14 protein-coding genes are annotated in these 18,634 nt (G+C 59.7%); 7 read left to right on the top strand and 7 right to left on the bottom strand.

Translation table 11 applies throughout. From position 1 onward, the window contains the following. Window positions 1-118: 118 nt before the first annotated feature. Together VG146_21290 and VG146_21285 are read left to right on the top strand one after the other, a co-directional pair. A complete protein-coding gene (locus VG146_21290) occupies window positions 119-6,121 on the top strand; it encodes an MBG domain-containing protein (GenBank protein HEV2394893.1) in 6,003 nt (2,000 codons plus the stop codon). 26 nt (window positions 6,122-6,147) lie between these two features. Beyond that, window positions 6,148-6,819: a VPDSG-CTERM sorting domain-containing protein gene (locus VG146_21285; protein HEV2394892.1), complete on the top strand. Its 672-nt coding sequence runs from the start codon at window positions 6,148-6,150 to the stop codon at window positions 6,817-6,819. 147 nt (window positions 6,820-6,966) lie between these two features. Here the strand turns inward: VG146_21285 and VG146_21280 are convergent, their stop codons facing one another. The 7 genes from VG146_21280 to VG146_21250 form a co-directional block, all read right to left on the bottom strand. Further along, on the bottom strand, window positions 6,967-7,845 hold the full coding sequence (locus VG146_21280; protein ID HEV2394891.1) for a sugar phosphate isomerase/epimerase family protein: 879 nt from the start codon (window positions 7,843-7,845) through the stop codon (window positions 6,967-6,969). A gap of 121 nt (window positions 7,846-7,966) precedes the next feature. Continuing rightward, complete coding sequence (locus tag VG146_21275; protein ID HEV2394890.1) at window positions 7,967-8,401, bottom strand: type II toxin-antitoxin system VapC family toxin; 435 nt, start codon at window positions 8,399-8,401, stop codon at window positions 7,967-7,969. Next, the gene (locus VG146_21270; GenBank protein ID HEV2394889.1) at window positions 8,401-8,664 is read right to left on the bottom strand and encodes a hypothetical protein; all 264 of its coding nucleotides are present in this window, start codon (window positions 8,662-8,664) and stop codon (window positions 8,401-8,403) included. The genes VG146_21275 and VG146_21270 overlap by 1 nt, the downstream gene beginning before the upstream one ends. A 204-nt stretch (window positions 8,665-8,868) precedes the next feature. After that, window positions 8,869-9,270, bottom strand: coding sequence for a hypothetical protein (locus VG146_21265; protein HEV2394888.1), 402 nt, complete (start codon window positions 9,268-9,270; stop codon window positions 8,869-8,871). An 8-nt stretch (window positions 9,271-9,278) separates the two neighbouring features. Then, window positions 9,279-10,487 carry a dihydrolipoamide acetyltransferase family protein gene (locus tag VG146_21260; protein ID HEV2394887.1) on the bottom strand — a complete coding sequence of 403 codons (1,209 nt, stop codon included), beginning with the start codon at window positions 10,485-10,487 and terminating at the stop codon, window positions 9,279-9,281. A 13-nt stretch (window positions 10,488-10,500) separates the two neighbouring features. After that, on the bottom strand, window positions 10,501-11,466 hold the full coding sequence (locus VG146_21255) for a transketolase C-terminal domain-containing protein (protein ID HEV2394886.1): 966 nt from the start codon (window positions 11,464-11,466) through the stop codon (window positions 10,501-10,503). Window positions 11,467-11,470: 4 nt separating this feature from the next. Further along, window positions 11,471-12,511: a thiamine pyrophosphate-dependent dehydrogenase E1 component subunit alpha gene (locus VG146_21250; GenBank protein ID HEV2394885.1), complete on the bottom strand. Its 1,041-nt coding sequence runs from the start codon at window positions 12,509-12,511 to the stop codon at window positions 11,471-11,473. Between the two features lie 301 nt (window positions 12,512-12,812). Here VG146_21250 and VG146_21245 point away from each other — a divergent pair, with 301 nt between their 5' ends. The 5 genes from VG146_21245 to ybeY all read left to right on the top strand — a co-directional run bounded on the left by VG146_21245 (window position 12,813) and on the right by ybeY (window position 18,607). Then, window positions 12,813-15,299 carry a response regulator gene (locus tag VG146_21245; GenBank protein ID HEV2394884.1) on the top strand — a complete coding sequence of 829 codons (2,487 nt, stop codon included), beginning with the start codon at window positions 12,813-12,815 and terminating at the stop codon, window positions 15,297-15,299. A gap of 1 nt (window position 15,300) precedes the next feature. Further along, the gene (locus VG146_21240; GenBank protein HEV2394883.1) at window positions 15,301-16,491 is read left to right on the top strand and encodes a response regulator; all 1,191 of its coding nucleotides are present in this window, start codon (window positions 15,301-15,303) and stop codon (window positions 16,489-16,491) included. Window positions 16,492-16,605: 114 nt separating this feature from the next. Further along, the gene (locus VG146_21235) at window positions 16,606-17,109 is read left to right on the top strand and encodes an HIT domain-containing protein (GenBank protein HEV2394882.1); all 504 of its coding nucleotides are present in this window, start codon (window positions 16,606-16,608) and stop codon (window positions 17,107-17,109) included. A 26-nt stretch (window positions 17,110-17,135) separates the two neighbouring features. Next, window positions 17,136-18,119 carry a PhoH family protein gene (locus VG146_21230; protein ID HEV2394881.1) on the top strand — a complete coding sequence of 328 codons (984 nt, stop codon included), beginning with the start codon at window positions 17,136-17,138 and terminating at the stop codon, window positions 18,117-18,119. Then, window positions 18,116-18,607: an rRNA maturation RNase YbeY gene (gene ybeY, locus VG146_21225; protein HEV2394880.1), complete on the top strand. Its 492-nt coding sequence runs from the start codon at window positions 18,116-18,118 to the stop codon at window positions 18,605-18,607. The genes VG146_21230 and ybeY overlap by 4 nt, the downstream gene beginning before the upstream one ends. Window positions 18,608-18,634 lie beyond the last annotated feature (27 nt).

The following is an 18,634-nucleotide window of genomic DNA, read 5'->3' as shown; positions in this document are numbered from 1 at the left end:
GTTGGAAGGCCCATGTACCAATTATGGTACCATAAACCTGACCAATGGGACGTTTCAGATTTTCAACAATGGCAACGCTAACAATTACCTTGGAGGGTTAGTCAATGAGAGCGGGGCGATGATTAACTTCTGGGGCACGGGGGGCTTTCAAGGCTCCCAAGGTGACGATTACCTGATCAATCAGGGAACCATCACCAAAGAGATCGGCTCCGCTTCCACAGTGTCTATCAGCATGGCGGACACCAACGATAACCAGGGCATCATCAGCGCGCTGCAGGGAACATTGTCGTTTCCTGCTCACCTGACTCTCGAAGCGGCCAGCACGTTGAATGTCCGTTTGAACACCGCAACGGACTTTGGCAAGATCGCTTTTACGGGAAGCGGTGCTCTGGGCTTGAACGGCACGTTCAGCGCCGATTTAAACAACGGCTTTATTCCCACCCCCGGGAGTTTCTTTACGGTGTTGTCTGCCGGGTCGCTTTCCAGCGCGTTTAATAACATTGCTTCGCCGTCAGGGGGGATTTGGCAGCCCGGTTACACCGCCACGACCTTGACCTTGACGAACGTCGGCGTCATCACCTGGGCGAACCCGGCGGACATCACTTATGGAACGGCGTTGAGCGCCAGCCAACTGAACGCCGTGACCAACCCGGCCACCTCGGCTGTCGCTGGAACTTTCACTTACAATCCGCCGCTCGGCACGGTGCTGAAGTCGGGTAACGGCCAGGTCCTGACGGCCACATTCACGCCGAGCGATCCCGCCCAGACCACTGCCAGCAAACAAGTGACGATCAATGTCCTGAAGGCGCCTCTGACCGTAACCGCTAATGATGCCAGCAAGACTTACGGCCAAACCTTCACTTTTGCGGGGACGGAATTCACCACCACTGGCCTGGTCAACGGCAACACAATGACAAGCGCGACATTGAGCACCGCAGGGGCCGCGCCGACGGCCTCGGTGGCCGAATCGCCTTACTCGATCATAATCAACAACGCTGTCGGCAGTCCGGACCCCGGGCTGACTAATTACATTATCACCTACCTGAGCGGGAATTTGACAGTGAATCCGGCGCCGTTGACGGTAACGGCCAATAGCACGAGCAAAACCTATGGCCAAACGCTGACGTTTGAAGGTACCGAGTTTGCGACGGCTGGTTTGCAGAATGGCGAGACGGTGGGGACCGCGACGTTGTCCAGCGCGGGTTCGCCCGCAACGTCCGGAGTCGGCGGCTACGACATCGTTCCCAGCGCGCTCACAGGCGGGACCTTCGCGGCGGAGAATTATGCAATCACTTATGTGAACGGAACGTTGACGGTGAATCCGGCGCCGTTGACGGTAACGGCCAACAGCGCCAGCCGGTTGTATGGCAGCATCAACCCGCCTTTCACAGCGACGATCACCGGGTTTGTCAATGGGGACACGCCGTTGGTCGTGAGCGGGACGCCGGGCTTTGGCACATCCGCGACGTCGGCCAGCCCCGTGGACCCCTATCCCATTACGCCGGTGCTGGGAACCCTTAGCGCGGCCAATTACTCGTTTGTTACCTTCGTCAGCGGGACACTAACGATAATGCCCGCCCCATTGACCATCACAGCCAACAACCAGAGCAAAGTTTATGGCGCGGCCTTGCCAACCCTGACGGTCAGCTATAGCGGCTTTGTTAATGGGGATACCGTAGCGAGTCTGACCACGGCACCCAGCCTGAGCACGGTTGCCACCGCCAGCAGCGGTGTCGGGACGTACCCGATCACGGTTGGCGGCGCGCTGGACGCAAACTATAGCGTCACCTATTCGCCCGGAACGCTGACCATAACGCCTGCTCCGTTGACAATCACCGCGGACAATCAGAGCAAAGTTTATGGCGCAGCCTTGCCGACCCTTACGGCCAGCTATAGCGGTTTTGTCAATGGGGACAGGGCGGCGAGTTTGACTACGGCGCCCAGCTTGAGCACGACTACCACTGCCAGCAGCACGGTGGGCACTTACCCGATTACGGCCAGCGGCGCGGCGGATGCCAATTACAACATCAGTTATGCGTCTGGCACCCTGACAGTGACGCCCGCCTCATTGACCATCACAGCCGACAACCAGAGCAAAGTGTATGGCGCGGCCTTGCCGACCCTGACGGCCAATTATAGCGGCTTTGTCAATGGGGACAGCGCGACGAGTCTGACAACGGCGCCCACCTTAAGCACGACTGCCACGGCCAGCAGCGCAGTGGGGACGTACCCGATTACGGCCACCGGCGCAGCGGATGCCAATTACAACATCAGCTATGCGCCTGGCGCCCTGACGGTGACGCCCGCCTCATTGACCATCACCGCCAACAACCAGAGCAAAGTGTATGGCGCGGCCTTGCCAACCCTGACGGCCAGCTATAGCGGCTTTGTTAATGGGGACACCGTGGCGAGTTTGGCCACGGCGCCCACCTTGAGTACGACTGCCACGGCCAGCAGCGCGGTGGGCACTTACCCGATTACGGCCGCCGGCGCGGCGGATGCCAATTACAACATTAGTTATGGGCCTGGCACCCTGACGGTAACGCCCGCCTCCTTGACCATCACGGCCAACAACCAGAGCAAAGTTTATGGCGCCGCCCTGCCGACCCTGACCGCCAGCTACAGCGGCTTGGTCAACGGGGACACGGCGTCGAGCCTGACCACGGCACCCACCCTGACCACGACCGGCAGCGCCAGCAGCCCGGTGGGCACCTATACGGTTTCGGCCACCGGCGCGGTGGACGCCAACTACAACATCAGCTATGTCGCTGGAACGCTCACGGTGACGGCTGCGCCGCTAACGGTGACGGCCCACGATGCCTCGCGTTCCTTCGGCACGGCGAACCCGGCCTTTACGGGCACGATTGCCGGCATTCAGAACGAGGATAACATCACTGCCACCTACAGTACCATCGCGACAACGAGCAGCGCCGTCGGCACTTATCCGATCGTGCCAGCCCTGGTAGATCCCGGCAACAAGCTGGGCAACTATAACGTGACGATTAACGACGGCACGCTCACCGTGACCAATCCGGGTACGCCCACGGCCAACAGCCAATCCGTGACCGTGTCCGAGAACACGGCGACGCCCATCACCCTGACGGGCAGTGATCCAAATTCGCTTGCCTTGACTTACATCGTGACCACAGGGCCCACGCACGGTTCGATTTCCGGGACCGCGCCCGGCCTGACGTACACCCCGAACAGCGGTTATTTTGGTTCGGACAGCTTGCAGTTCAAGGTCAACAATGGAGCGGTCGATTCTCTGCTCGCCACGGTCTCGATCACCGTGGTCGGCACGCCCACGGCCAACCCTCAGTCCGTCACCACTCCCGAGAACACGGCCGCGACCATCACGTTGACCGGCGCCGACCCGAACTCGCCACCGCTTCCGCTGACGTATAGCGTGACCGTCAACCCGGGGCATGGCGCCCTCTCGGGCGCAGCCCCCAACCTGACCTACACACCGAACAACAATTACGCCGGCCCGGACAGCCTCCAGTTCAACGTCAACAACGGCACCCTCTCTTCGGCGGCGGCGACGGTCTCTATTACGGTGTGCTCGCCGGCCATCTACGTGGAAGCGTCCGGCGGCAACGACGCCAACGACGGCACTAGCCTGGCGACGGCGAAGCAGACCATTCAAGCGGGCATAAACGCGGCCTGCGCTGGTGGCATGGTGTTCGTCAAGGCCGGCGCCTACGCGCCCGGCGCCGAGCTCACCGTGAACAAGGATTTGAAGATTATCGGCGACGGAGCGAGTTTGGTCACCGTCAGCGGCGGCGGGAACGGAAACGCCAGCGTGTTCGGCATCAACACCGCCCAGGCCAATCCCGGACCGACGGTGCTGATCAGCGGCTTGACCATTGAGAATGCCAGCGCCGGCGCCAGCGGCCAGTTTGGCGGCGCGGTGTCCAATAGCCCCTTCGCCAGCCTGACGCTGGCCAATTGCACGCTCACCAACAACCAGGCTGTCGGGGCGGGCGGCGTTTTCAACGACAACAACGCGACGCTGGTGGTGTCCAACAGCATCCTTTCGGGCAACCTAGCGGGACCTGCCGCCGGCGGTGGGGGCATTTACAATCTTGGCGTATTGAGCGTTTTCAACAGCACCATTTCGAGCAACCAAGCGCCCAATGGCGGCGGCATTTGCAACAGCGGCACGCTCATCGTGGCCAACAGCACCATCTCCAGCAACCTCGTGACGGTCAACGGCGGCGGCGGCATTGACAATGGGGGCACTCTGACGGTGGCCAACAGCACCATTTCCGGCAACCAGGCCAGTTATGGTGGCGGGATTAACCTCGCCAACGCCGCCACCTGGACTGCGGCCAACGTGACCATCACCGGCAACGGCGCCACTGGCGCCGCGGGCAGCGGCGGGGGAATTGACGCGGCGGTCACCGGGACCTTGAACAACAGCATCGTGGCCGGCAACTCCGACAGCGGCGGAGCGGACGACCTCGGCGGCACCATCGGCACGGCCAGCCACGATTTGATCGGCGACGCCGGCAGCGCGGGCGGCATTGGCAATGGCGTCAACGGCAACATCGTCGGCAACAGTGGAAGCGGGACGATTAACCTCACTACGGTTTTGGACACCACGCTGGCCAACAACGGCGGTCCCACCTTGACGCACGCGCTGGTGGTCAACAGCCCGGCCATTGACGCCGGCGACAACGCGCTCATTCCGCAGGACTACGCCGATCAAAACGCCAACGGCAACACCACCGAGGCGTCGCCGGACGACCAGCGCGGCCCAGGCTTTCCGCGCATTTTCAGCAGCATCGTGGACATGGGCGCGCTTGAATTCCAGGGCGCGGCGCCTCTCGTGACCCAGCAACCGCAAGCCGCCACGGTATGTGACGGAGCTGCTGCGACGTTCACCGCAACAGCAAGTGGCACCCCCACGCCCACCGTCCAATGGCAGGTGAGCACTGATGGCGGCTTGACTTGGAATGACGTTACCGGCGCAACTTCGGGTACGCTCAGCTTTACAGCGGCAGTTTCGCAGAGCGGCAACCAATATCGCGCGGTGTTTACCAACACCTCCGGTCCGGTGGATTCACTCCCCGCTGCGCTGACCGTCAACGCGCTGCCGTCCACGCCCGCGATTACAGCGGACGCCAGCGTGTGCGCTGATTCCACCGGCAATACGGCCAGCGGCCCGGCCGGCGCTGCCACCTATTCATGGACCATCAGCAACGGCGCTCTCACGGGTCTGCTCGATCAGCAGAGCGTCACCTACACTGCCGGGGCCTCGGGCCTCGTGACCCTCACCCTGGTGGTGGGCAATAGCTCCGGATGCACGGCCCAGAATTCCGTTGATGTGCCCATCAATCTCCCGCCGACAACCGCCACGGTGGGTGGGCCGCAAACGATTTGCCCTGGCAGCACATCAGCGGCCCTGGGGGGCAATACCCCAATCGTCGGCGTGGGCACTTGGACGATTGTCCGCGGCGGGGTCGGCGGCTTCAGCAGCGCCAACGATCCAAATGCAGCCTTCACGCACACCGCCGGCACGGGTCCGATTGTCTTGCGCTGGACCATCTCTAATCCGCCTTGTCCGGATTCCAGCGCGGAGGTGACGATAACCCTTAATGAGCCGCCCGTGGCTGGGGCCGACACCCTTGGAACTGTGCAGAACACGGCGGTCAACGCGCCAGTTGTTAAACTCCTCGCCAACGACAGCAGCTCAATCCACGGTCCGCTGAGCATCCTGAGTGTCAGTTCATCGAGCGCCCATGGCGGCGCCGTCGCGCTGACAAGCGGCGGCACGATGGTGTCTTATACGCCGGCGCATGACTTTGCGGGCCTCGATACGTTCACCTACACGCTCAGCGATGGCCACTGCACCGCCCAAGGCACTGTGGCCGTTACGGTCACTTCAACCAGCGGGCCGACGCTCAATCTGATCTCGATTACGGCCAACTCCGGCGCGAATTTCCTCCAGTTCGCCGGCATCCCGACGTTCCAATACGTCATCCAATCGGCCTCATCGAGCAGCGGCCCATGGACCGATTTGTCCGGTACGCTGACAGCCGACGCCACCGGTTTGATCATTTACAACGACAGCAACCCTACTTCGCCTCGCTTCTACCGGACGCGCGTTGGCCCATGACCCAGTTGCCTTGCACGACTATGAAAATGAGACTCCTTTTACCTGCCGGTTTGATGTTCTGCCTCGCGCAGGCCTTTGCTCCATCGGCACGGGCCCTGCCCGTCACCGCCACCTCGTCGCCCGGGGTGGTCATCCCTGATAACGACCTGAACGGCGTGGCCGATACGATCAACCTCAGCACGACCATTACTTCGATCAGCGACGTGACGGTGACGCTGGACATCTCCGGCGGTTACAACGGTGATTATTATGCCTACTTGCGCCACGGTGCCACCGGTTTTGCCGTGCTGCTCAATCGCGTGGGCAGCACCAGCGGCAATCCGTATGGCTCGTCTGACAGCGGGCTCAACGTGACATTCAGCGACAGCGCGGCCAACGGCGACAGCCACCTGGGCAGCGCGGGCGGGGGCGCGTTGACTGGAGCGTGGCAGCCGGACGCACGCAACGTCAATCCGCTGACGGCGTTGGATACCGACCCGCGAACCGCTTTTTTGAGTTCGTTCAACGGGATGGACGCCAACGGGGCCTGGACGTTGTACATTGCGGACGTGTCGCCCGTGGGTGTGGGCACGCTGGACAGTTGGAGCCTCACAGTGGATGGCAACGGGGCGGTTGGCGTGCCGGATGGCGGCGCCACTCTTGGCCTGCTGGGAATGGGCTTGGCAGGACTAATCGCGTTCCGGCCTAAGCTGGCGTAAGGGAGCCTAAAGATTTTAGATTTTGGTAATCTGGCTCGCTGGCGCTTGCCGACGGTGAGGGAAGGCAAGCCGGCGTAACAGAAGCTAAAAGATTCGGTAACTGAATGTATGGTCGGCGGGCTTGCCTAAAACCACCAACGGCTGCGTTCACTGGCTGAGCCTGCGGCAGTAATCCCGCCAGGTGGCCATGGATTCGGCAAGGTGGTCTCTGGCGTCCCCCCCGATGCCATAGCACTGGAGGCCGACCGGACCGGTAAAGCCGATTTCTTTGAGTGTCTTTAAAAAGGCCAGCACGTCAAACGAGCCACAGCCAAGGGGCTGGATATAGCGCGCCCAACCGGGTTGTGGGTCCCATTCATCGGCCCCGTTAATTGAAACCGCAAAGAGCTTGTCCTTGCCCGCTTCCAGCAGAGGGCGGTAATTACGGTCCTTGCTAACGCGTAGCCAGTGACAGAGGTTGAACATGGTGCCCACGTTGGGCCGCGCCACTTTCTTCTCGATTCGCATGGCATCCTCAAAGCGCTCGAGCCATAGACCGGTATGGGGATAGAGGAGAATCTGCACGCCGGAGTCACGGCCCATTGCGGCGATTTCCCGGACCAGGGCGACCGCTTTGTCATCACCGGCAGGATCGGACGGTTTCATGCCGTTGATGAGCAGAAGGATTTGGGTGCCACGCCCCTTCAACAGGGTCATGACGTGCTTGAGGCGGGGGTCGCAGACGGGTTTATCGGGTTTGATGTCCACCGTCATGGTGATCTGGTAGAGCTTCAGATTATTTTCGTCCAAGGCCTTGAGGCGCTCGTCAACTTTGTCCAGCCAGATGTGGCCCATGCCCGAATAGCCCAATTCTTTGAGCATGTTGCTCTGCTGTTCAAAATTGCGCTTCTTGGAATCATGCCAATCAATGCAAAACGGAAAGAACGCATTGGTGAAGGTCCCGGACGGATGGTTGTCTGCTGCGCTGCTCAGGCGGGGTCCACCCAGCAGCAACAAAGACATCAGGAAACAAATAACATTTCGCATTGTAGTGGGCTTTCCGTTTGATTCTTCAGGAAACCTGGATTTTTTTAGAGATACTTGATTCTCGCTATGTGAATGGCGGGCCATTTTGGGGCCGGTTTTGTTCGGAATTGTTGCGAAAAAATCATGCTGAGATGACGTTCAGCCCTTTCAAGCCAAAAGCGCTTGATGCGCCGATCAGCCTCACGTCATTGGAGTAGATCTGTTTAAAACCGTTCTCAGCGGCCGCCGAAAGGTGCACGGCATCGGATGCCCGCAAAGCAATCGAGGCAGGCAAAGTTTCGTAAACGGCGGAGATCCGCGCCGCCACGTCCAACGACACGGGCAGCCACTCATAGGCCCCATAGCGGCAATCTTCCCGAAACTGCCCAAGCGCAGAGGCAAAATCCTTTGTGCTGAAAATCCCTTCCCGAAATTTGCGATGGAAGGCGGCCACCGTCTCTGCCTGGCCGTGAACAGAACAGGCAACAGAGTCGGTTTCGGCCAGTGCTTTGACCCGTTCCCAACCGGGGTCGTTCACATACAAGCGAACGATGGAGCTGGCGTCAAGGTAGAGCATTAAACGCGGTCCTCACGGTCCTCGGATATGGCTGCGGTGCTATCGGCGCCGCCCGCGCCAAACCGGCCGCTTTCAAAGCGCCTTTTGAAAGATGGGCTCGACTTCCGGCGAGAAAAATACGGGGTGGCCGCTTTGTCTTTCTCCGGAAGAATTTTTGCCACTGTCTTGCCATTGAACGTTACCAGGATTTGACCACGGCGGCCCGCCTCGCGCAGCCATCTGCCAGTTCGCTCGTGCAACTCCCGAATCGTTATGCTTTTCATATCCGTGTCCCACCGTGACACACCCCGGATGATTTGTCCAGTTTACTGGCGAGGCGCGACCTCAGGCCGCGCGGAGCCAGACACTAATTTCATGAATTAACACGAATTTTTTTGCGATAAATCTAAGGACTTTAGTCTGCACAAGCCAGGGACAAGGCCAGCACATTAAAGCGAAAAGCCTGATCTGCTCTGGGGTGCGCCAGGTTAGACGTAAGCCAGGCGCAGTTTGTAGCGCAAGAGATTGCGGCAGGGAACGCTTTCTTTTCTGTCTCTGTTATGGCGCACACCCTGGCAGCGCTTTTCTCCCGTCACACTGGTTCGCCCGGCGGTAATGGCCTGCGAGAGCTCTTCGCTTAAATCGTAGTCGCCCCCGGCGCAGTCGCCGTGGGGACAATTGAAGCGAACAAGGGATTTTGCCATTTGGAGATTGGCCTTGACCTTCATCCCCCCGCTTCGGGTCAAGCCGGACGGATCAAAGTACTCGATGTTAAGGGTTAAGGATTTCAACCCGGGAAACTTCCGGGCCAGGCTGAGCGAGGCGTTGACACGCTCGACGTGGAGCAGGCGGTATTCGGCTCGAGGGTTGCTTTTTCGGGCAGGCATCATAATCAAATCTAGAGTTTTTCAGGCTGAGCGAGCAGTTGGCTGACCCGGGCGAGCAACCGGCCGGCTGCGCCGCCATCCAGGACGCGGTGGTCGAAGCTCAGGGTGACGTTGGCCTCGAGGATGGGCACGAACCGCTCCTGGGCCTCGTCCCAGAAGGGCACTCGCCGGGCGGCGCCCATCCCCAGCACCAGGGTTTGCTCGGGCAAAGGAATAGGCGTGGCCCAAGTCAGGCCGAAAGTGCCGAAATTGGTGACGGTGGCGATGGAGCCGCCGGTGGCGTCGGCGGGGAGTTTGCGTTTGTGGGCCAGTTGAATGAGTTCGTCGTAACGCTGCACCAAATCGCGCAGCGACCGTTTGTGGGCGTTTCGAATCACCGGCACCAGCACGCCGTCTTCGGCTTCGACAGCAAAACCGATGTCGATGGCGTGGGGTCGCACAATTTGGTGGCCGATCAGGCGGCCAGCCGGGGCGCTATTTTCCGACAGGGCAACCGCCAGCGCTCGCAGCGCGTAGAGCGCCGGGCCGGGCCGGGGATTGCAGCTCTTGCGATGTTCCAGAAGGCAATCGAACCGCACCGGCAGGGCGACGGTGGCCAGAGGGCGGGTCCAACTGCGGCGCATGGCATCGGCCACCGCCACGCGCATGCTCGAGGCCTGGCTGAGTTTGTTTTGTTCGAGATTGGCGATAAATTTTTCGAAATCCTGGATGGTGACCCGCCCGGCAGCGCCGCTGCCGGGCAATCCAGCCAAATCGGCGGCGTGCAAGCCCAACTCTATCATACGGGCTTTAAGGCGAGGGGACATATAGCTGGCGCCCGTGGCGTTTGCGGGGACTGGCAGGCCGCGCACCGTGGGCTCGACTCTTTTCCTGGCGCCATCGGTTTGCATGGGGCCGCCGCGGCCATGACCGGGCTCGGTTTCATCGCCGTTCTTTTCGGGTGGTTGGGCATCCAAGCCCAGGCGCGCGGCCTCCTCGGTGCTGGCCTCCAAATAACCCAGAACAGTGCCAACGGGGTAGCTCTCGTTCAGTTTGACCAGGAGCGTCTCAACGCGGCCCGTGCAAGGAGAGGCGACGTTCATCGTCGCTTTGCTGGTCTCGACTTCAATAATGTCCTGATCGGTCTGTACCGAGTCACCGACGCGGACCAGGAGGTTAACGACCATGGCCTCGGCAATGGATTCGCCGAGTTGAGGCATAATAATCGGAATAGAGGGCATAGGGCGGTGTGGTTCAAAGGCGCAAGAGGCGGCGGGCGGCCGCGGCGATGCTGTGCGCGGTTGGCCGGTGAGCTGCCCAGAGCTTCGGGTGATAAGGAACCGGTGTATCTTTGGCGTTGAGCCGCTGGGGCGGGGCGTCCAGAAGCGCAAACCCCTCGGCGGCCACTCGAGCGACCACCTCAGCGGTGACGCCGCCCCAAGGCCAGGCCTCGCCCACGCATAAAAGCCGGCCCGTGCGCGCCACCGAAGCCATCACGGTATCGGTGTCGAGCGGCTTGACCGAACGCAGGTCCACGACTTCAATTTCAATTCGTTCAACTGCCAATTCCTCCGCCACAGCCAGGGCCTCATGGACCATCGCGCTGTAGGCGACGATGGTCATATCGCGTCCCGGGCGCGCGATGCGGGCTTTGCCAACGGGCATGGCCTCGGTTGGCAAACGCTCGGCTTTGAGGTGGTAATAGAGATATTTGTGCTCACAAAAGACTACCGGGTCATCAATGGCCACGGCTTCGAGCAGCATGCTATAGGCATCTTCGACCGTGGCGGGAGTCATGACAATCAGACCTGGATAATGCGCGTAAATGGCTTCCATGCTCTGGCTGTGAAATGGGCCGCTCCCGGAAGTGCCGCCGCCAGGCAAGCGAAGCGTTATCGGACACGGCACCCGGGTCCGCCAATGGAGTGTTGCCGCCTGGTTGACGAGTTGGTTAAAACCAATCGTAGAGAAATCTGCAAACTGAATTTCGATAATCGGGCGCATGCCTTCGATGGCCGCCCCGACGGCCAGGCCCAGCATGGCATCTTCACTGATAGGCGCGTCGATGACGCGTCCGGGGAATTGTTGAGCGAGGTTCCTTGTGGCCTTAAACGCGCCGCCAAACGAGCCGACGTCCTGCCCATAGATGAACACGCGCGGGTCCTCAGCCAGGGCGCGCGCCTGCGCCTCGCGGATAGCATCTAAGTAAGTGATGGGCATTGCGCTACTCGGCGGGTTGCTCGGCTCCCTCGCTCAGGTGTTTGGAGGCCAGAGCACACCAGTCCTCTTTATAGGGGTCCGGGCCGGGTTCACGCTGCACCTGAGCGACAGCCTCCTCGACCTGCTGAATCGCTTCATTTCTCCAATCCGCCAGGGCCGCGGGATCGGCCCAGCCTTTCTGGACCAACTGCTCTTCACTCACATTAATACAATCCCTGCCCGCAGGTGAAGACTTGAGTTTAGCATCAATGTAGGCCGCATCGTCATGTTCGCCATGGCCGCACAATCGCAGCAGGCGCGCGACAACCAGTTGAGGACCGCCACCACTTCGGGCGCGAGTGACGGCCTCGGATAAGGTTGCCAAACACTCCGCCAACTCGGTGCCCTCCGCGCAGTGGCTCTGAACGCCATACCCATCGGCCTTGTCCTGGAGCGCGCGGCATGCGAACTGCCGCTCGTTGGGGGTTGAATAGGCATAGAAGTTGTTGGCAATCACCAGCACCAAGGGCAGTTTCTCGACAGCGGCTTGGTTCAGGGCTTCGTGAAATGCACCCGTCGAGGTAGCTCCATCACCAATGCAGGCGGCTCCGACAGTTCCGGACACTCCCTTGAGCCGGTGCGCCAGCAACGCCCCGTTCACAACGGAAATCATCGCCCCGAGATGGCTAATCATTGGCAGCAGACCTTCCTTTGGCCTCCCACGATGAACATTTCCATCTCGCGCGCGCATGGGACCTTGGGCCGAGCCCAGATACGTGCGCAGAGCATCCAGTATCGATTCGCCAAAAGCCAGCCTCCCTGCAGTGTCCCGAATGAGCGGCGCGAAGATGTCTCCTTTCTGCAAAGCCAGCCCAACCGAAACGCTCAACGCTTCCTGTCCGCGCCCGATGAACACGCCGCCGTGGATTTTGCCCATCCGATAGAGGCTGGCGAGCTTCTCGTCCAAGATGCGCGCCAAAAGCATGAGCCGAAAGGCCTTCACATACGCATGACGAACAGAGGAGAGATCGGACACCGTGCCATGATTGAGCAAAGCATGACCCATGGATGGATATTTAGCCGGATTTTAGAACGTTCTGCAATGTTTCTTTGCGCGCTGTCCGCTTTTAGGACACTCGACGGATAAGCCAGACCCCTCGACCAAACGGCGCATGGAGGAATTTAAGATTTGGAAGCAGGGTGGGGGGCTTGACAACCCGAGGTGAAGCGAGCTAAACCGACAGAGCCGATTCCGAGGTATCGCAAGAAAGGTGTTGGGTGAGTAGCTTGGTGCTGAATGTGCTTTATCAGCATCGAGTTATTTCCGACAAAAGCTTAGAAATGAAGACCGTTGCGACCGCGAGGTTATGAAACTGCCCGCGTCTCAAGTGCTATTGGTTGAGGATGACCCGCGCATGCCCGAGGTGCTGGCGGGATTGCTGCATGATGACCAGATCACGCTCAGCAGCGCCAAGGACGGCCCTGAAGCCCTGCGCCGGCTGCATGAAACCAAATTCGACCTTGTTTTGCTTGATTTAGGGTTGCCCGGCATCAACGGGTTCGATGTTCTTAGCCAAATCAAGAATACACCCGAAACCGAGTCGATCCCGGTCATTGTGCTGACGGCCTGGAACAGCACCCAAGACAAGCTGCGCGGGTTTGAATTGGGAGCGGTGGATTACCTGACCAAGCCCTTTGAATCGTCGGAACTGCGGGCCCGGCTATGCGCGGCCCTGCGCGCCAAACATCTTCAGGACGAGCTGACCCAGGCCAATCGCGACCTGCTCTCGGCGCGAGTGGCGGCGGAGGCCGCCGCGCGGGCCAAGGCAGAATTCCTGGCCAACATGAGTCACGAAATTCGCACCCCGATGAATGGGATCATCGCCATGGCCGGGCTGTTGCTGGAGACGCCGCTCAATCGCGAACAGCACGGCTACCTCGAAACGATCTATTCCAGCAGTGAATCGCTGCTGACCATCATCAACGAGATTCTGGACTTTTCAAAAATCGAATCCGGCAAGCTGGAACTGGAAAGCCATCCTTTTGATCTGCGGGCATGCGTAGAAGAAGCCCTGGACCTGCTGGCGCCCAAGGCGGCAGAAAAGAAATTGGACCTGGTCTATCAGATGGAGGACCACCTGCCGGCCTGTGTATTAGGCGATTTGACGCGGCTCAAGCAGGTGCTGGTCAACTTGCTCAGCAACGGGGTGAAGTTCACCGCAGCCGGCGAGGTTGTGGTGCAGGTGACCGCGATTCCAGGCGAGTCCAATGAGCGTCCCCCCGGGACACCGTGGCCATTGCATTTTTCTGTGCGTGACACCGGCATCGGGATTCCCGTGGACCGGCTGGCGCGTTTATTCAAATCGTTCAGCCAGGCAGATGCCTCGACGACGCGGCATTATGGCGGGACGGGCTTGGGCCTGGCGATTAGCAAGCGGCTGGTCGAGCTGATGGGCGGCAAGATGTGGGTTGAGAGCGTGCCGCAAAAGGGCTCGACGTTTCATTTCACATTATCCTTGCCCGGCGTGGCCCAACCGGCGCGCGCCCAAGTGTCAGGCCGTCCTGCAGGATTATCGGACTTGCGACTGCTGGTGGTGGACGACAATGCGACCAACTGCCGGATTCTGAGCTTGCAGACCCGCAAATGGGGCGTGACTGCGCGCGAGACTCAGACCGGCGCCCAGGCCCTGGAATGGCTCCGCAGCGGCGAACGCTTCGATGTGGCAATCCTCGATATGCAAATGCCCGGCATGGATGGCTTAAGCCTGGCCTCCGAGATACGCAAAGTGCCGCACGCGGCGGCCATGCCCTTGATTTTGCTCACCTCGATGGGTGTGCGCCCCGAGACCCTCGACAGTTCAAACGTTTCTTTCGCAAGCTGCCTTACCAAACCGATTAAACCAGCCCAACTGCAGGAGGTCCTCATCCGCGCTGTTTCCGGAGCCAAACCCCCGCCCCGCCCAGCCGTGACCCAGCCAAAACTGGACCCCACCCTGGCCAGCCGCTTGCCGTTGCGAGTCCTGCTGTGCGATGATAATGCGATCAATCAAAAAGTATCTTTGCGCCTGCTGCAACAAATGGGTTACAAAGCCGACGTGGCGGCTAATGGGTTGGAAGCATTGGCTGCTCTGGACCGGCAGGCCTACGATCTGATCTTCATGGACGTAATGATGCCCGAAATGAGCGGTTTGGAAGCCACCGGCATCATTCGCCAGCGACAAAGGGAAAAATCCCGGTTTCCTAATTACAAAAACTCGCCTATTATCGTGGCCATGACCGCCAATGCAATGCAGGGTGATCGAGAGAAATGCATCGAGGCCGGGATGGACGATTACATCGCCAAACCAGTTCGACCGGAAGACGTGCGCGGCATCGTCGAGCGATGGGGCGCTCAAGTCGGCCGGAAGGAAGCAACGGAAATGGGGCTTCCGGAGGCGCCTGCTGCGCCGCCGCTTGCCTTGGAGCAAGAGCCGCCCGATATGGATTCGGAGGATGCCCCCGTCGATATGCAACGGCTTCTGGAATTCACCGACGGCAGCCCGGATAATCTTCGCGAACTGGCCGGGATGTACATCGAGCAGACACAAGAGCAACTCGAGCAGTTGGCGGTTGCGGTAGAAACTAGTGACGCCTCGGAGATCAGGCGTCTGGCCCACAGTTGCGCGGGCGCCAGCGCCACCTGCGGCGTACGGCGATTGGTGCTGTTGCTGCGCGAATTGGAGCGCCAGGGCCGCGAAGCCAAGCTGGTTAATCCCGCCGAACTGTGCCACCAGGCGCGATTGGAATTTCAGAGGGTCAACGATTACCTGAAAAACTACCTTGACCGCCAGTGGGCTCTTGCCTCGAAGCGTTAGCATGAAGAAGATTCTTATCGTCGAGGATGACCAGATCGTTGCCAACATCTACCGGAACAAGTTCTCGGTTGAAGGTTACCAGGTAGAGATAGCGATGGATGGCCAAACCGGCCTGGATATTCTCAGCAAATTCCACCCCGATGCGGTGCTCCTGGATTTGATGCTCCCCAAGCTTTCCGGTGTGGAGCTGATGAAAAAAGTGCGCGCCAATCCTGCTTTCGAGAAGACCCCTATTATCGTTTTCTCGAACACGTATCTGACCAACATGGTGCAAGAGGCCTGGAAAGCGGGGGCCACCAAATGTCTCTCCAAGGCCAATTGCACGCCAAAGCAAGTCATCGAGTTGGTGCGCAGCACCCTCCAGAACGGCGCCGCTCCAACCGAATCTTCCTCCCCCGCTGTAACCGAGGGGGAAGCCCCCAAAAGGGCGAGCGACCGGGTTGTCACCGGGGACCCGGATGCGGAATTCCAGGCGGATTTGCGCCGGTCGTTTCTCGAGGGCCTGCCAGGGCACCTGGCCGCATTGAGGGCGTTGCTCCAAGGTCTCATTAAGGCGGACACTCAAGTAGCCCAGATTAAGCACAGTCACGACATGTACCGCCGCATCCATGCGCTGACGGGCAATGCAGCTCTGACCGGGATGAGCCAGATTGCCCAGATGGCTGACGCCCTGGAGGCCCTGCTCAAGGAACTTTACGAGAAGCCAAAAAACATTACTGCCTCGACTCTCCGAACGGTCGCTACCACCATCGATTTTCTCGGTGTGCTCTTCGAGCATGGCGGTTTTACTGAGAAGCAGGACAACGATCCGGCGAATATCCTTGTAGTGGATGACGAAGCCATTTCGCGACGGGCGGTCACCTACGCGTTGGACAAGGCGAAGCTCAAGTCGGTGAACGTGGAGGACCCGACAGCGGCCTACAACCTGCTGTTGGAAAATGCTTTTGACCTTGTTTTTTTGGATGTGGATATGCCGGGGATGAATGGGTTCGAGCTCTGTTCCAAGTTGCGCGCGTTGCCGGCTCATAAGAAGACCCCTGTTGTGTTCGTCACCAGCCTGAACGACTTCGAAAGCCGTGCCAACTCGATGATGAGCGGCGGCAACGATTTCATTGCCAAACCTTTCCTCTTTATCGAACTGGCCGTCAAAGCGCTGGTTTACGTGCTGCGCCGGCGCATGCCCGCCAAGTAGCCGTCCCGGACTCGCTTGAACAAAGCAAACCGACTGCCTCTCATGGAAAAGAGATTTCAAACTCCAAAGGGCTGGCCTTTTGACTTTGCCGGTTTGTGTCACTAGTCTTTGCCCATGGAATGCCTTCACGCGCCCTGGCGAATCGAGTACATTCTCGCGCCCAAACCCACCCTCTCCGACAGCCTTTTTTCGCGCATTGCCCAATCCAATGAGGACGAAGCCAACTGCGTCATCGCGCGCGCGCGCACCTGCTACGCTCTGTTGAATACCTATCCCTATACCGGCGGACATCTAATGATCGTACCCTACAAACAGGTGCAGGATTTAAATGGGCTGACGGACGATGAATTAACCGACCTGCTCAAGCTCACTCGCCGCTGCCAAAACGCCCTCTCCCGGGTCATGAAGCCCGAAGGCTTCAACATCGGGATTAACATAGGCAAGGTGGCCGGCGCTGGGATTTTGGAGCATCTGCACCTTCACGTAGTCCCCCGCTGGCAGGGGGACACCAACTTCATGCCGGTGCTGGCGAGCACAACCGTTGTTCCGCAAGCCTTGAGGGAACTCGCGGGCCAATTGCGGTCGGCTTTAGCCAGTGACACAAGCCAGGGAGGTTGAAGGTTCGACACAAGCGTAATTGTTCCATGCCTGTTGAAACGCTCCATTTCGAAAATGCCCGTCTGGCGCAGCAGCTTTATAATAACGACCCGCGCAATTTGCAGGCGATTGAAGAACAACTACAGGTCAAGGCCACCTCCCGCGAGGGTTGGATTAAGCTCGAAGGGGAAGCCGGCGCGCTGGACCAGGCCAAACACCTGTTCCTGATGCTGGAAGACTCGATCAATGCCGGCAACCCAGTGCGGCAGCGGGAGTTTTCCCACGCGCTCAACATCGTGAAAAACGAGGGAGTGTCGATCCTCAAGGACATCCTGAGCGATCGCATCCAAACCTCCGAGAAAAAACCGAGCGTCACGGCAAAGACCGTCGGGCAGAAACGCTATTTGGATGCCATTCGGCGCCATGACGTCACCTTTGGGGTTGGGCCGGCGGGAACAGGCAAGACTTACCTGGCGGTGGCGATGGCCCTGGCTGCTTTGCGCGAAGGCCGGGTCTCGCGCATCATTCTCACACGCCCGGCGGTCGAGGCCGGGGAAGCCCTTGGTTTTTTGCCGGGGGACCTTTATGAAAAGATCATGCCTTTTCTGCGCCCACTACATGATGCTCTCCACGATATGCTTCCGGCAGAGGAGATTCAGAAAAACACCGAACGCGGGGTCATCGAGATTGCGCCCCTGGCCTACATGCGCGGGCGCACGCTCAATCATGCGTTCATCATCCTCGACGAGGCGCAGAACTCGACGACCGAGCAGATGTTCATGTTTCTGACCCGGCTGGGCGTCAATTCAAAGGCGGTCGTTACAGGGGACGAAACTCAAATCGACCTGCCCCCGCAGAAGCGCTCCGGGTTGCTCGAGGCCCATCGCGCCCTCAAGCACATCGAAGGGATTGGCATTGTCGAATTCACCCGCCGCGATGTAGTGCGCCACCCCCTGGTGCAGAGGATCATCGCCGCTTACGAGGAGCACCGCGGCAAAGCGCGTGGGCAAATCCCCAAGGAAGAGCAATGAGCGCCGCTGCCGGCGCGCCGGGAAAAGCACCGCGCCGCAGCTTGGCGGTGCGCAACCTCCAACACACTCGACCCGTTGCCTCGCGCCTTCTGCGCCGCATCGCCCGCGCTTTATTGGAAGAGCTGTTGGGCAAAGACGCATTTGACCTCAATGTGTTGCTGGTCGATGCGCGCCGGATTACCAGGCTCAACGAGCAATTCCTAAAACATCAAGGGCCAACCGACGTCCTGGCTTTCGATTACACCGGCGCGGCCCAACCGGAAGCCCTGGCCGGGGAAATCTGTGTTTGCGTGGACGAAGCAGTGAAACAAGCGCGGCGATTCCGGACAAACTGGCAAACTGAACTGGTTCGCTACACCGTCCATGGAGTGCTCCACTTGTGCGGCTATGACGACCAGAAAGCCGGTGCTCGCCGGGAGATGAAACAGGTTGAGAAGAGACTGCTCTTAGAATTGAGCCGCCGGTTCTCCTTCAAGGGTTTGGGCTGACATTGTTTCCTTGAGCGGACTGCTTAC

It is taken from the genome of Verrucomicrobiia bacterium, assembly GCA_035946615.1.
GTDB lineage: Bacteria > Verrucomicrobiota > Verrucomicrobiia > Limisphaerales > UBA8199 > DASYZB01.
Note: the sequence above shows the minus strand (reverse complement) of the source record. Positions and strands in the feature narration are given on the sequence as shown.